This is a genomic window from Streptomyces sp. CA-251247, assembly GCF_050952975.1.
Lineage (GTDB): Bacteria > Actinomycetota > Actinomycetes > Streptomycetales > Streptomycetaceae > Streptomyces > Streptomyces achmelvichensis.
In genome coordinates this window covers 2,748,232-2,761,410 of sequence record NZ_CP191861.1, presented here as the reverse complement: position 1 = coordinate 2,761,410, position 13,179 = coordinate 2,748,232, and the positions used below count along the sequence as shown (strand labels likewise).

At 71.5% G+C, this 13,179-nt stretch carries 9 protein-coding genes and 1 pseudogene; 8 read left to right on the top strand and 2 right to left on the bottom strand.

Annotated elements, in window-relative coordinates; translation table 11 throughout:
- Window positions 1-50 precede the first annotated feature (50 nt).
- The 5 genes and pseudogenes from ACQPWZ_RS12125 (at window position 51) to ACQPWZ_RS12105 (ending at window position 6,743) form a co-directional block, all read left to right on the top strand.
- Window positions 51-884: a hypothetical protein gene (locus ACQPWZ_RS12125; protein ID WP_433571325.1), complete on the top strand. Its 834-nt coding sequence runs from the start codon at window positions 51-53 to the stop codon at window positions 882-884.
- Window positions 885-1,030: 146 nt separating this feature from the next.
- On the top strand, window positions 1,031-1,876 hold the full coding sequence (locus ACQPWZ_RS12120; RefSeq protein WP_433571324.1) for a DegV family protein: 846 nt from the start codon (window positions 1,031-1,033) through the stop codon (window positions 1,874-1,876).
- 549 nt (window positions 1,877-2,425) lie between these two features.
- On the top strand, window positions 2,426-3,175 hold the full coding sequence (locus tag ACQPWZ_RS12115) for a helix-hairpin-helix domain-containing protein (RefSeq protein WP_433571323.1): 750 nt from the start codon (window positions 2,426-2,428) through the stop codon (window positions 3,173-3,175).
- Window positions 3,172-5,781, top strand: a pseudogene (locus ACQPWZ_RS12110) (ComEC/Rec2 family competence protein); the annotation flags it as partial. The gene ACQPWZ_RS12115 and the pseudogene ACQPWZ_RS12110, both read left to right, overlap by 4 nt.
- Before the next feature lie 185 nt (window positions 5,782-5,966).
- The gene (locus ACQPWZ_RS12105; RefSeq protein ID WP_433571322.1) at window positions 5,967-6,743 is read left to right on the top strand and encodes an arylamine N-acetyltransferase family protein; all 777 of its coding nucleotides are present in this window, start codon (window positions 5,967-5,969) and stop codon (window positions 6,741-6,743) included.
- 12 nt (window positions 6,744-6,755) lie between these two features.
- On the opposite strand, the gene ACQPWZ_RS12100 is transcribed toward ACQPWZ_RS12105, so the two are convergent.
- Window positions 6,756-7,001, bottom strand: coding sequence for a hypothetical protein (locus tag ACQPWZ_RS12100; RefSeq protein ID WP_313946372.1), 246 nt, complete (start codon window positions 6,999-7,001; stop codon window positions 6,756-6,758).
- Window positions 7,002-7,058: 57 nt separating this feature from the next.
- Between ACQPWZ_RS12100 and holA the strand changes: the two genes are divergently transcribed.
- Window positions 7,059-8,045 carry a DNA polymerase III subunit delta gene (gene holA, locus ACQPWZ_RS12095; protein WP_340473057.1) on the top strand — a complete coding sequence of 329 codons (987 nt, stop codon included), beginning with the start codon at window positions 7,059-7,061 and terminating at the stop codon, window positions 8,043-8,045.
- Between the two features lie 473 nt (window positions 8,046-8,518).
- Here holA and rpsT read toward each other — a convergent pair whose 3' ends face one another.
- Window positions 8,519-8,785: a 30S ribosomal protein S20 gene (rpsT, locus tag ACQPWZ_RS12090; RefSeq protein WP_313946374.1), complete on the bottom strand. Its 267-nt coding sequence runs from the start codon at window positions 8,783-8,785 to the stop codon at window positions 8,519-8,521.
- A 203-nt stretch (window positions 8,786-8,988) separates the two neighbouring features.
- Here rpsT and lepA point away from each other — a divergent pair, with 203 nt between their 5' ends.
- Together lepA and ACQPWZ_RS12080 are read left to right on the top strand one after the other, a co-directional pair.
- Window positions 8,989-10,854, top strand: a complete 1,866-nt coding sequence (gene lepA, locus ACQPWZ_RS12085; RefSeq protein ID WP_356701723.1) for a translation elongation factor 4 — start codon at window positions 8,989-8,991, stop codon at window positions 10,852-10,854.
- Between the two features lie 396 nt (window positions 10,855-11,250).
- On the top strand, window positions 11,251-13,140 hold the full coding sequence (locus ACQPWZ_RS12080) for an AMP-dependent synthetase/ligase (protein ID WP_433571321.1): 1,890 nt from the start codon (window positions 11,251-11,253) through the stop codon (window positions 13,138-13,140).
- The last annotated feature ends 39 nt before the right edge of the window (window positions 13,141-13,179 follow it).

Sequence of the window (13,179 nt, the reverse complement as noted above, 5' to 3'; positions counted from 1 at the left end):
CCCGTTCCGTTTACCGTGGAGGAACTACATCCGACGCCGAAGGGGCGCTCATGGAAGCCGCGATTCTCATTTTGGCGCTGCTTTTCGTCGCCTTCGTCGCGTTGGGGGTGTTTGTGACGGTGAAGGTCGTCGGCGCGGCCAAGCGTGGCGTGGAGCGCACGGTCACCCAGGCGCGTCGCACCGTCGAGGAGACCTCACTGCGCGCGAGGAGCTACGGACAGGGCGGAGTCGTCGGTGAGCTGGCACAGCTGCGGCTGTCGCTGCGGACGTCGATGCGGGCCACCCAGGACGCCCTTCAGGCGGGAGCGGGCGAGGACGCGTCGCTGTCCGAGTCGATCTCCCTCTTCCAGCGGCTGAGTGTGCACGGCCATGAGCTGGACGACGAGCTGAAGCGCCTGGAGCGCGAGCCCGACCGGGCGACGGTCGCCTCGCTGCTGCCCGGACTCCGCGAGCGCACGGAGCGGATCGTGCACTCGGCCGAGTCGCTGCGATGGGCGGCGCGGGACCGGGCGAGGAAGTTCGCCGAGGACGATCTGGACGCGCTGAGCACGCAGATCGACATGGAGGCGGGGGCGCTGCGGCACTGGTCGATCGAGGACCCGCCCACCGGCGAACCGGTTACGGGGCAGTCCGGGAGCCGGGACGACGCCTGGCCGGACGCGGGCGGGCAGGCCGGCCCCGGGCAGACCTGGCCCGAGGTGGACACCACCGGGCAGGCCGGATCAGCGGCCGCCGCCGACTCCGCGCAGGCTCCTTCACCGTCCGCGGCTCAGTCGCGGCAGCAAGGGCAGCAGGATCAGCCGCAGGCAATCACGGCGCGTGATCCGCGGCAGCAGAACACGTACCCCTGGCAGAAGACCGCTCGGCCGGAGACGACCAACTGACCTGTGAGGTCCGGGGGTTGGGGCGGCGCGGGACGGCGCGGTGCGGTCCATGAGGCCGATGAGCTGTCGGCGGGGGCAGCAGAGGTGCGGGTGCCGACGAGGGGCCGGGCTGCCGTCCTGTCCCGCCGCCGGGTAACCTCCCGCTCATGTCCCGCCATGTCGCGATCGTCACCGATTCAACGGCCTACCTGCCGCCACCGGCGATGGAGCGCCACGGCATCGTCGCGGTGCCTCTGACCGTCGTACTTGGCGATCAAGCACTCGAAGAGGGCACCGAGATCTCGGCGCGTTCGCTCGCACTGGCGTTGCAGAAGCGACGTCCGGTGACCACCTCGCGGCCGAGCCCCGCGGTGTTCGCGGAGACCTACCGGGCCCGGGCCGAAGCGGGTGCGACCGGGATCGTCTCCCTGCACCTGTCGTCGGAGTTCTCCGGCACCTACGACGCCGCCGTACTGGCCGCCAAGGACGCTCCGGTGCCGGTGCGGGTGGTGGACACCGGGATGGTCGCCATGGCCCTCGGATTCTGCGCTCTGGCCGCCGCGGAGACGGCGGAGGGCGGCGGCATGCTGGACGAGGCCGTGGCCGCCGCGGAGAAGCGGGCCGCCGGTACGTCCGCCTACTTCTACGTCGACACCCTGGACTTCCTGCGCCGCGGCGGCCGGATCGGGGCCGCGCAGGCGCTGCTCGGCTCGGCGCTGGCGATGAAGCCGCTGCTTCAGCTGGACGGCGGCCGGATCGTGCCGATGGAGAAGGTGCGCACGGCGTCGAAGGCAATCGCCCGGCTGGAGGAGATCGTCGTCGGACGGGCGGGCGCGAGCACCGTGGACATCGCGGTGCACCACCTGGCCGCACCGGAAAGAGCCGCGGTGCTCGCGGACAAGCTCCGGGAGCGAGTGCCGGGACTGGCGGACCTGCATGTGAGCGAGGTGGGTGCGGTGATCGGGGCGCACACCGGGCCGGGACTCCTCGCGGCGGTCGTCTCGCCGCGCTGAGGTCGGTGGAACGGCCCCTTCGGGTGACGGAGATATCCACAACAGGATGGTTTTCCACGGGAATTGGACCTGCTCAGCGGGTTCGGGTGGATGTGCCTACCGTCTCGTGACATGGCTCTTCGATCACGTTCACGTTCCGCAACGAGTGGGCCGGGGCGCGCCCCGGCGTCGGACGGCCGCGCCCGTGTGAGGCGTGGGCCGGGTCTGAGTACGGGTGCGAGTCCTGGCCCCGGGCCCGGTTCGGCCCCCGGGCCGGGTACGGGTGCTGCCCGGCGCCCGGTCTCCACGGTGGGTACGGCCGGGGCATGGGGGAGACGCGTGCCGGGCGGCGAGGCGACGGCGGTACGGCGGCGGGCGGACGCCTTGTTCGCGGGTGCGGGTGCGGGTGCCGGAGCAGGTGCGCGTGCCGCCGGGACGGGTGTCTCGGGAGCCGACGTGGCGCTCGGCGGGGCAGGCGGGGGTGCTGACTCGTCGGGTGCGGGTGCGGGTGCGGGTGCGGCCGCCGGTGCCGGTGCTGGTGGCGGGCCGGGCCTTGGTGCGGGCGCGGGCGTGGGTCCGAGTCAGGCTGCGCGGCGGTGGGCCGGGCTCGCCGTGCGCGAGAGGCTGCCGCTGTGGGTGCAGCTCAGATGCGGGCTGGAGCCGCGGGCTCTGGCGGCGCTGGCCGTCGTCCTGCTGGCGGCCGCCGTCTTCGCCGCACAGCACTTCTGGGTGGGGCGGCCGGAGACCGTGCGGGCTCCCGAGCTGGTCGAGCAGGGCGCGGCTGCTCCCGCCACCGATTCCGAACCGGAGCCCTCGCCCGGCCCGCCGGTCCCGTCCGCCGCAGTCCCCAGCGGGCGGATCATCATCGATGTCAGCGGCAAGGTGCGGCGGCCCGGCGTTCTCCAACTGCCCGCCGGATCAAGGGTTGCGGACGCACTGCACGCGGCCGGAGGCGTCAAGCCCGGCACGGATCTCACCGCACTCAACCGGGCGCGGGTGCTCGTCGACGGCGAACAGGTCGTGGTGGGGCTGCCTGTCCCGCCGGGGGTGACCGGTGCCGGTGCGGGCCCGGCCGGTGGGAGCATCGGTGGGGCGGGCGGCGCCGGTGGCCCGGGCGCTCAGCCCGCGGGTCCGGTGAGCCTCAACTCGGCCACGGCGGAACAGCTCGACACCCTGCCGGGCGTCGGCCCCGTGCTGGCCCAGCACATCATCGACTACCGCACGCAGCACGGCGGCTTCCGGTCGGTCGACGAACTCCGCGAGGTCAATGGGATCGGTGACCGCCGTTTCGCGGACCTCCAGAACCTGGTGCGGCCATGACGCGCCAAGCAGTGCACACAGCGTCGGGACACCGGCTGGGAGCGGCGGACCCGCGCCAGGAGGGGCCGGCCGATCTACGGCTGGTTCCGCCGGCTCTGGCCGCCTGGGCCGCGTCGGCGCTGGCGCTGGGCGTGGCCGGGTGGTGGACGGTGACGGGAGTGATCGTCTGCCTCGTTCTCGCGGCTGTGCTGCCGTTGGCGATGTGGGCGATCAGGGGCTCGGCCGACCGCCTTGCACCCGCCGCCCTATGTGCGTCGGCAGGGAATCGTCCATCGGCGGGTACGGGGGCGGCTCCCGGCGGCGACTCCGCAGCACCGGAGGGACGGTGGCGTCTCAACACCACCGCTCTTGCCGGGATCCTGTTGTGTGCGGCGGCCGGCGCGGCCTCGGCCGGGCTGCACGGCGCGGATCTGAGACGGGGGCCGCTGCCCGCTCTGGCGGATCAATACGCACACGCCACCGTCGAGTTGACGGTCACGTCCGATCCCCGCCTCACCCGTCCACAGTCCCCGGCCCGCGGCGACGGAACGGCAGGACGCCTCTTGCTGCTCGACGCGGAAGCCACCCTGGTCACCACATCGGGCGGCGCGGTCACCAGAGCCCGGACGCCGGTCCTCGTGATGGTGCGGACGGACATGCCCGCACGGAGGCTCGCGTCATGGCAGGGGCTGCTGCCCTCGACCAGGCTGCGGCTGGCGGGGCGCTTGATGCCGCCGTCGCACCCGGGCGACCGGTTCGCGGCCGTGCTGCGAGCGGACGAGACGGACGGGCCGGAAGTCGTCCGGCCTCCGACAGCGCTTCAACGCACGGCCGGTGATCTCCGGGCCGGGCTTCGCGAGGCGACCGACGGCCTGGCCCCTGATGCCCGCGCGCTGCTCCCCGGGCTCGTCGTCGGAGACACCTCCCGGGTCACGCCGGAGCTTCAGGACGCCTTCGAGGCGACGGACCTCACTCACTTGACAGCCGTTTCTGGCAGCAACCTGACCATTGTGCTCGTCCTGCTGATCGGGCCGCCGCGTCGGGCGTTGCTGGCCGAACGCGGCGGTCTGGCACCTCGGTTGGGCATCACGCTCCGCGGGACCGCGGTCCTCGGAGGGGCCCTGACGCTCGCCTTCGTGGTGGTGTGCAGACCGGAGCCGAGCGTGCTGCGTGCGGCGGCCTGTGGGGCCGTCACTCTGCTCGCCATCGGCACCGGGCGCCGCCGGTCGCTCCTCCCCGCGCTCGCCGCCGCGGTTCTGCTGCTGGTGCTGTACGACCCCTGGCTCGCGCGGAGTTACGGCTTCCTCCTCTCCGTCCTGGCGACCGGATCGCTGCTCGTCATCGCTCCCGGCTGGAGCGAGGCCCTTCAGCGCAGGAGCGTGCCTCCGAGGCTCGCCGAAGCCCTTGCTGCGGCCGCCGCGGCCCAGGCCGTGTGCGCGCCCGTGGTCGCCGTCTTCGCGGCCGGGGTGAGTCTGGTGGCGATTCCCTGCAATCTGATCGCCGAGCTCGCGGTCGCCCCGGCCACCGTCCTCGGGTTCGCCGCCCTGGCCGCCGCGACGGTCGCGATGCCCGTCGCCGAGGTACTGGCCCAGGTCGCCGGCTGGCCGGCCGGATGGATCGCCTCCGTGGCCCGCATCGGGGCCGGCCTGCCCGGGGCACGCACGGACTGGCAGGGCGGCTGGCGTGGCGGTCTCCTGCTCGCGGCCCTCACCGGGTTGGTCATTCTTCTGGCGCGCAGGCTGACACGTCATCCGTGGGCGATCGTCGTGTGCATCCTGCTGTTCCTGCTCGCAGTTGTGCGCCCGGCACCGCTCACCAGGGTTCTCACCGGCTGGCCGCCGCCCGCGTGGGATGTCGCGATGTGCGACGTGGGGCAGGGCGACGCGGCCGTGCTGGCCACGGGTGACGGCGGAGCCGTGGTGGTGGACGCCGGGCCCGATCCCGTTCCGGTGGACCGCTGTCTGCGGGATCTCGCGGTCACCAGGATCCCGCTCGTTCTGCTGACCCACTTCCATGCGGACCATGTCCGCGGGCTGCCGGGGGTGCTGCGCGGCAGATCCGTGGGAGTGGTGCAGACGACGACGTTCGACGAACCACAGGAGCAGAGCGCTTTCGTGCGCAGAGCCGCGGCGGCCGCCCGTGTGCCCATGGTGCGCACGGCGGTGGGGGAGCGGCGCCGGGTCGGTCGGCTGACCTGGCAGGTGCTCTGGCCCGCGGCCCGGCCCGGCTCCGCGCCCGGCGCAGGCCCCGGATTCCTGCCCGACGGTCCCAACGACGCGAGCGTCACGCTGTTCGTCCGTGTCGAGGGAGGGCCGACCGTGCTGCTGCTCGGTGATCTCGAACCACCGGCCCAGCGGAGGCTCCTGCGGGCCTATCCGGCGTTGCCGCCGGTCGATGTGCTCAAGGTGGCGCACCACGGCTCGGCTCATCAGCATCCCAGTCTGATCCATGCCGTACGTCCGCGTCTGGCGCTCATCTCGGTCGGCCGTGACAACACCTATGGTCACCCGTCGCCCCGGACCGTCGACGCGCTGCGGGCCGGAGGAGCGGTGGTGCTGCGTACCGACACCGACGGGCCGGTCGCGGTGACGGGCGCGGGCCGGAACCTGCGGGCCGGGCTGCGCCGCCGTCACCGATATGCGGGGCGGCCGCACGGCAGCGGCAGGCGCCGCACGGCGGGCAGGCTGAACCCCGCTCGGAAGGTGAGCGCGCGCGGGGAGCCGATCCGGCCCCGGAACCGGATGGCCTCGGCCGACCGGTCTAGGACCAGCGGTCCATGGTGCGCGGCGGGCCCTCGCGTCACACTTGCCCCATGGACGCCTACCTCCGCCGCATCGGCGCAGACCGCCCGCAGCACGCCGACGCCGCAGCGCTGCGCGATCTGCAGTTGCGGCACCTGCGCACCGTTCCGTTCGAGAACCTCTCCGTGCACTTCGGCGAGGACATCGTGCTGGAGGACAAGGCGCTGCTCGCCAAGGTGGTGGAGGGGCGCAGGGGCGGGTTCTGCTACGAACTCAACGGCGCCTTCGCCGCGTTGCTCCGCGACCTCGGTTACACGGTCACCCTGCTGGAGGGCCGCGTCTTCGGTGACGGGGGCAGGCTGGGCATTCCGTACGACCACCTCGGCCTGCTCGTGGAGCCGGCCGACGGCAGCGGCAGATGGCTGGCGGACGTCGGATTCGGGGACCACGCCCACCATCCGCTGGCGTTCGACGAGCGCGGAGACCAGACCGATCCCGCCGGTACGTTCCGGATCGTCGAGACGGAGTTCGGCGACATCGATCTCCACCGCGACGGCAAGCCGCAGTTCCGCCTGGCGACGCGGCCGCGTTCGCTGGAGGACTTCCGGGCCGGAGCCTGGTGGCACCGGACATCGCCCGCGTCGCACTTCACCCAGTCCGTCGTGTGCTCGCGGCTCACTGAAGAGGGCCGCATCACGCTCAGCGGCCGCAAGCTCGTCGTCACCGAACACGGTGAGCGCCGTGAGCAGCCTCTGGCCGACGACGCGGCGGTCCTGGCGGCCTACCGCGAGCACTTCGGGCTGGAGCTCGACCGACTGCCGCCCGACCCGCGGGGCGCCCGCGGCTGAACGGCCGGGCCGCTACGGCGCTTCCAGCCAGCCTTCGTACTCGGCGACGAAATCGTCGAGCACCATCGGGTCGAGCCGGGCCGCCGGGTCGTCCACCACCACCAGCCACTGGGCGTCCTCGGCGTCGTCCTCGCCCGCCAGCGCGTCCCGTACGAGCTGCGGCTCATCGGTCACCCCGAAACGGCCCGCCAGCTCCTGTGCCACCTCCTCGGCTGCGTCGCGGTCGGGCAGCACCAGTACATGTCGTCCTTCGCTCACCGGGCCATTCTCCGGTACGGGACGGAGTGTCAGTGGCCCATGGGATGCTGGACCGCGATGGCCACCAGGAAGAATTCGACCGACGACCCGCTCGCCCCCGTCACGCTCGCCGTGGGCCAGGAGGACCTTCTCCTCGACCGCGCCGTGCAGCAGGTGGTCGCGGCGGCGCGCGCCGCCGACGCCGACACGGACGTGCGGGACCTCACCGCCGACCAGCTCCAGCCCGGCACCCTCGCCGAGCTGACAAGTCCGTCGCTCTTCGCCGAGCGCAAGGTCGTCATCGTGCGGAATGCGCAGGATCTGTCCGCCGACACGATCAAGGACGTCAAGGCGTACCTGGACGCGCCGGCCGAGGAGATCACCCTGGTCCTGCTGCACCCCGGCGGCGCGAAGGGCAAGGGCCTGCTGGACGCCGCCCGCAAGTCCGGGGCGCGGGAGGTGGCCTGCCCGAAGACCACGAAGCCCGCCGAGCGGCTCACGTTCGTCCGGTCGGAGTTCCGGGCGCTCGGCAGGTCGGCGACACCCGAGGCGTGCCAGTCCCTCGTCGACTCCGTCGGCAGCGACCTGCGGGAGCTGGCGTCCGCGGTGTCCCAGCTCACCGCCGACGTCGAGGGCACGATCGACGAGGCCGTGGTCGGGCGGTACTACACGGGCCGCGCCGAGGCGTCCAGCTTCACGGTCGCCGACCGGGCGGTGGAGGGACGCGCGGCCGAGGCGCTGGAAGCCCTGCGGTGGTCGCTGTCGACGGGTGTGGCTCCCGTGCTGATCACCAGCGCGCTGGCACAGGGCGTGCGGGCGATCGGCAAGCTGTCGTCGGCCCGCGGCGGCAGGCCCGCGGACCTCGCCCGTGAGCTGGGCATGCCGCCCTGGAAGATCGACCGGGTCCGGCAGCAGATGCGGGGCTGGACCCCCGACGGGGTGGCGGTGGCCCTACGTGCCGTCGCCGAGGCGGACGCGGGCGTCAAGGGCGGTGGCGACGACCCGGAGTACGCGCTGGAGAAGGCGGTCGTGACGATCGCCCGAGCAGCTCGCTCCCGCCGCTAGGCCTCTACCGGCCGGCGCGCTAGGGCCGGCCCCCGGCCCGTACCCGGCTCGGCCGTACCCGGCGCGTACCGGCTCGGCCCCACGCGCCCCCGCCTCGCGCCGCCGACCCGCCTCGCCCCGTACAGGCCTACCGCCCCCGCCTCGCGCCGCCGACCCGCCTCGCCCCGTACAGGCCTACCGCCCCCGCCTCGCGCCGCCGACCCGCCTCGCCCCGTACAGGCCTACCGCCCCCGCCTCGCGCCGCCGACCCGCCCTGCCCGCCCGCCGGGCGACGTCCGCACCCCTGCCGCCGGGCAAGCCGAAGGCCCCGGTCGCTCGTCCTGGGGAAGGAAGAGCGGGCCGGGGCCTTCGAAGGTTCTGCTGGAGACTCGCACCCGCGTGGCGAACGCAGGCCGCGTGCGAGTCGGGTTTGCCGGTCGGGAGCGGAGAGAGAGGGCCCGCTCGAGTCCTTCCGGCAGTCAAATCAAGAGCACTCAGCCCTGGAGGGAAGCAACCTTGGAGGCCAGCGCCGACTTCTTGTTGGCGGCGGCGTTCTTGTGGATGACACCCTTCGAGACAGCCTTGTCGAGCTGACGGGAAGCGTCACGAGCGGCCACGGAGGCCTTCTCGAGGTCACCCGCGGCAGCAGCCTCACGGGCCTTGCGGATCGCGGTCTTGAGCGAGGACTTGACGGCCTTGTTGCGCAGGCGCGCCTTCTCGTTCGTCTTGTTCCGCTTGATCTGGGACTTGATGTTCGCCACGAAAGAGCCTTCTCAGGTTCGGTTGATCTTCGGTGAGCGTCCCGGGCCGAGAGGGGCACGAGACACAGCTGCCCAGGCTACCAGTCGTCCTCCGAGCGGCCCAAACCGAGCGCAGTCCCCTTCCCATGGGACCATGGAGGCTACGTATCGATCCGACATCGCCCGAGACGAGACGCCCCGCGTCTCAAGAATCAGGACCCTGCGTGCCCGCGACTCCCACCAACGTGCCCGAGCCGAGTCGTACCGACCCGGCGCTGATCCGCAATTTCTGCATCATCGCGCACATCGACCACGGCAAGTCGACCCTTGCCGACCGGATGCTCCAGCTGACCGGAGTGGTCGACCAGCGGCAGATGCGTGCTCAGTATCTCGACCGTATGGACATCGAGCGCGAGCGCGGCATCACGATCAAGTCCCAGGCGGTCCGGCTGCCCTGGGCGCCCAGCGAGGGCGACTCCCAGGGCACCACCCACATCCTGAACATGATCGACACTCCGGGCCACGTGGACTTCACGTACGAGGTGTCCCGCTCGCTCGCCGCCTGCGAGGGCACCGTCCTGCTTGTGGACGCCGCCCAGGGCATCGAGGCGCAGACCCTCGCCAATCTCTATCTGGCGATGGAGAACGACCTCGCGATCGTTCCGGTGCTCAACAAGATCGACCTGCCGGCCGCGCAGCCGGAGAAGTTCGCCGAGGAGCTGGCGAACCTGGTCGGCTGTGACCCCGACGACGTGCTCCGGGTCTCGGCCAAGACCGGGCTCGGCGTCGAGGCGCTGCTGGACCGGGTGGTCCGTGAGGTGCCCGCCCCGGTCGGTGTGGCCGACGCCCCCGCGCGCGCGATGATCTTCGACTCGGTCTACGACTCGTACCGCGGTGTCGTGACCTATGTGCGCGTCATCGACGGCCAGCTCAACAAGCGCGAGCGCATCCGCATGATGTCCACGGGCGCCACCCACGAGCTGCTGGAGATCGGCACCAACTCGCCGGAGATGCTGCCGGCCGACGGTCTCGGCGTCGGCGAGGTCGGCTATCTGATCACCGGTGTGAAGGACGTCCGCCAGTCCAAGGTCGGTGACACCATCACCACCCTGCACAAGGGCGCCACCGAGGCTCTCGGCGGGTACAAGGACCCGAAGCCGATGGTCTTCTCCGGTCTGTATCCGCTGGACGGCTCGGACTACCCCGAGCTGCGTGAGGCCCTGGACAAGCTCCAGCTCAACGACGCGGCTCTGGTCTACGAGCCGGAGACCTCCGCGGCCCTCGGCTTCGGCTTCCGCGTCGGCTTCCTCGGCCTGCTGCACCTGGACGTGATCCGCGAGCGGCTGGAGCGGGAGTTCGGGCTCGACCTGATTGCCACCGCGCCCAACGTGGTCTACCGCGTGGTCATGGAGGACGGCACCGAGCACACCGTCACCAACCCGAGCGAGTTCCCCGAGGGCAAGATCGACGAGGTGCACGAGCCCGTCGTCCGGGCCACGATCCTCGCCCCCAGCGAGTTCATCGGTTCGATCATGGAGCTGTGCCAGACCCGCCGCGGCACGCTGCTGGGCATGGACTACCTCTCCGAGGACCGGGTCGAGATCCGCTACACCCTGCCCCTCGCCGAGATCGTCTTCGACTTCTTCGACCAGCTGAAGTCCAAGACCCGCGGCTACGCCTCGCTCGACTACGAGCCCACCGGCGAGCAGTCGTCCAGCCTGGTCAAGGTCGACATCCTGCTGCACGGCGACAAGGTGGACGCGTTCTCGGCCATCACGCACAAGGACGCGGCGTACGCGTACGGCGTGCGGCTCGTCGCCAAGCTCCGGGAGCTCATCCCGCGGCAGGCCTTCGAGGTGCCCATCCAGGCGGCCATCGGCTCGCGGGTCATCGCCCGCGAGACCATCCGCGCCATCCGCAAGGACGTCCTCGCCAAGTGCTACGGCGGTGACATCTCCCGTAAGCGGAAGCTGCTGGAGAAGCAGAAGGAAGGCAAGAAGCGGATGAAGATGGTCGGCAGCGTGGAGGTCCCGCAGGAGGCCTTCATCGCCGTGCTGTCCAGCGACGACGGCGCCAAGAGCAAGAAGTAGGACCCGCGAGTCCCGAGCGCAGGAGCGAGAGCCCGGCGCACAGGACCCGCGAGTCCCGCGCACGGAACCCGACAGCCCCCAGCATGGGACCCAGGAGTTCGGGGCGGAGGCGCCCGGCCGGATCACGGCCGGGCGCCTGCGTCGTCTCCGGGGCGCGGCCGTGCCGCAGGGGGACCCTCGCAGGGGACGGGCCGGCGGAACGAATACCGTAATAGCTGCCCGTTACACCGATCATCGGATGGGCGCCGCCATCCGCCGTTCGGTTCGTTATCAAGCGGCAGCCCGCTGCCTCTTACGCGCTGGCAGTGTGCCCTTTACTCTGATCACGGCTCGATGGTTACTCGCCAGTTAGAAACCAGCCAGTCGTGCAGTGCTGCCGCAGGCCCGGAGGACGTCGTGAGCGACACACAGACCCTGATCGAGAACCGACCGCCCTCGGTGGCGAACCTGTTCACCGAGCGAGTGGAGGCCACGCCGGACGCCGAGGCCTACCGCTACCCGGTGCCTTCCGCCACCGGTGAGGGGCCCGACGACTGGAAGTCGCTGAGCTGGGGCGAGGCCGCCGGCAGGGTGTACGCCATCGCCGCCGGCCTGATCGACCTGGGGGTGCAGCCCGAGGACAGGGTCGCGCTCGCATCCTCGACCCGGGTCGAATGGATCCTGTCCGACCTCGGCGTGATGTGCGCGGGCGGTGCGACCACCACCGTCTATCCGTCCACGAACGCCGAGGAGTCGGCGTACATCCTCTCCGACTCCGACAGCAGGGTGCTCATCGCGGAAGACGCATCCCAGCTCGCCAAGGCGCGTGAGCGCCGGGCTGAGCTGCCCGGCCTCAAGCATGTCGTCGTGCTCGACAGCACGGGCGTCGAGCCGGACACCGCGGACCCCGAGGGCTGGGTGCTCTCGCTCGCCGACCTCGAGGCGCGCGGCGCGCGGTACCTCGAGACGCACCCGCAGGCGGTCAAGGAGCGGGTCGGGGCGATCACCGCCGACCAGCTGGCGACGCTCATCTACACCTCCGGCACCACGGGACGGCCCAAGGGTGTCCGGCTGCCGCACGACAACTGGTCGTACATGGCGAAGGCCATGGCGGCGACCGGCCTGATCGGCCCGGAGGACGTGCAGTACCTCTGGCTGCCGCTCGCGCACGTCTTCGGCAAGGTGCTCACCTCCGGCCAGATCGAGGTCGGCCACGTCACCGCGGTGGACGGCCGGGTCGACAAGATCATCGAGAATCTGCCGGTGGTGCAGCCCACCTACATGGCGGCCGTCCCGCGCATCTTCGAGAAGGTCTACAACGGCGTCGCGTCCAAGGCGCGGGCCGGCGGCGGTGCGAAGTACAAGATCTTCCAGTGGGCCGCGGGTGTCTCACGCGAGTACGCCAAGACCTCGCAGGACAACTTCCGTCGCACCGGCTCCGCCTCCGTGCCCTTCGGTCTGGGCGCCAAGCACAAGGTCGCCGACGCGCTCGTCTACTCCAAGCTGCGGGAAGCCTTCGGCGGGAAGCTGCGCGCCGCCGTCTCCGGTTCCGCCGCCCTCGCCCCCGACATCGGTTACTTCTTCGCGGGTGCCGGCATCCACATCCTCGAGGGTTACGGGCTCACCGAGTCGAGCGCCGCGTCCTTCGTCAACCCGGGCGAGGCCTACCGCACCGGCACCGTCGGCAAGCCGATGCCCGGCACCGAGGTGCGGATCGCCGACGACGGCGAGATCCTGCTCCGCGGCCCCGGCATCATGGAGGGCTACCACGGTCTGCCCGAGAAGACCGAGGAAGTCCTGGAGTCCGACGGCTGGTTCCACACCGGTGACATCGGAGAGCTGTCCGCCGACGGCTATCTGCGGATCACGGACCGCAAGAAGGACCTGATCAAGACCTCCGGCGGCAAGTACATCGCGCCGGCCGAGGTGGAGGGCCAGTTCAAGGCCGTCTGCCCGTTCGTCTCCAACATCCTGGTGCACGGTGCGGACCGTAACTTCTGCACGGCCCTGATCGCGCTCGACGAGCCCACGATCCTCGGCTGGGCCGAGGAGAACGGCCTCGGCGGCAAGCCGTACGCCGAGGTCGTGGCCACCACGGAGGTCCAGCAGCTGATCGAGGGCTATGTGCAGCGCCTCAACGAGGGGCTCCAGCGCTGGCAGACGGTCAAGAAGTTCCGGCTGCTCCCGCGCGACCTGGACATCGAGCACGGCGAGCTCACGCCCAGCCTCAAGCTCAAGAGGCCGGTCGTCGAGCGGGAGTACCAGCACCTGATCGACGAGATGTACGACGGGTCGCGCGAGAAGTAGCAGCCCCGGCGCGGGAAGCAGCACCCGCGCAGCGGACAC

Excerpts from the sequence above, each read along its gene's own strand:
- ACQPWZ_RS12105 (WP_433571322.1), top strand. The coding sequence starts at position 5,967 with ATGGACGCCTACCTCCGCCGCATCGGCGCAGACCGCCCGCAGCACGCC.
- ACQPWZ_RS12125 (WP_433571325.1), top strand. The coding sequence starts at position 51 with ATGGAAGCCGCGATTCTCATTTTGGCGCTGCTTTTCGTCGCCTTCGTC.
- holA (WP_340473057.1), top strand. The coding sequence starts at position 7,059 with ATGGCCACCAGGAAGAATTCGACCGACGACCCGCTCGCCCCCGTCACG.
- ACQPWZ_RS12120 (WP_433571324.1), top strand. The coding sequence starts at position 1,031 with ATGTCCCGCCATGTCGCGATCGTCACCGATTCAACGGCCTACCTGCCG.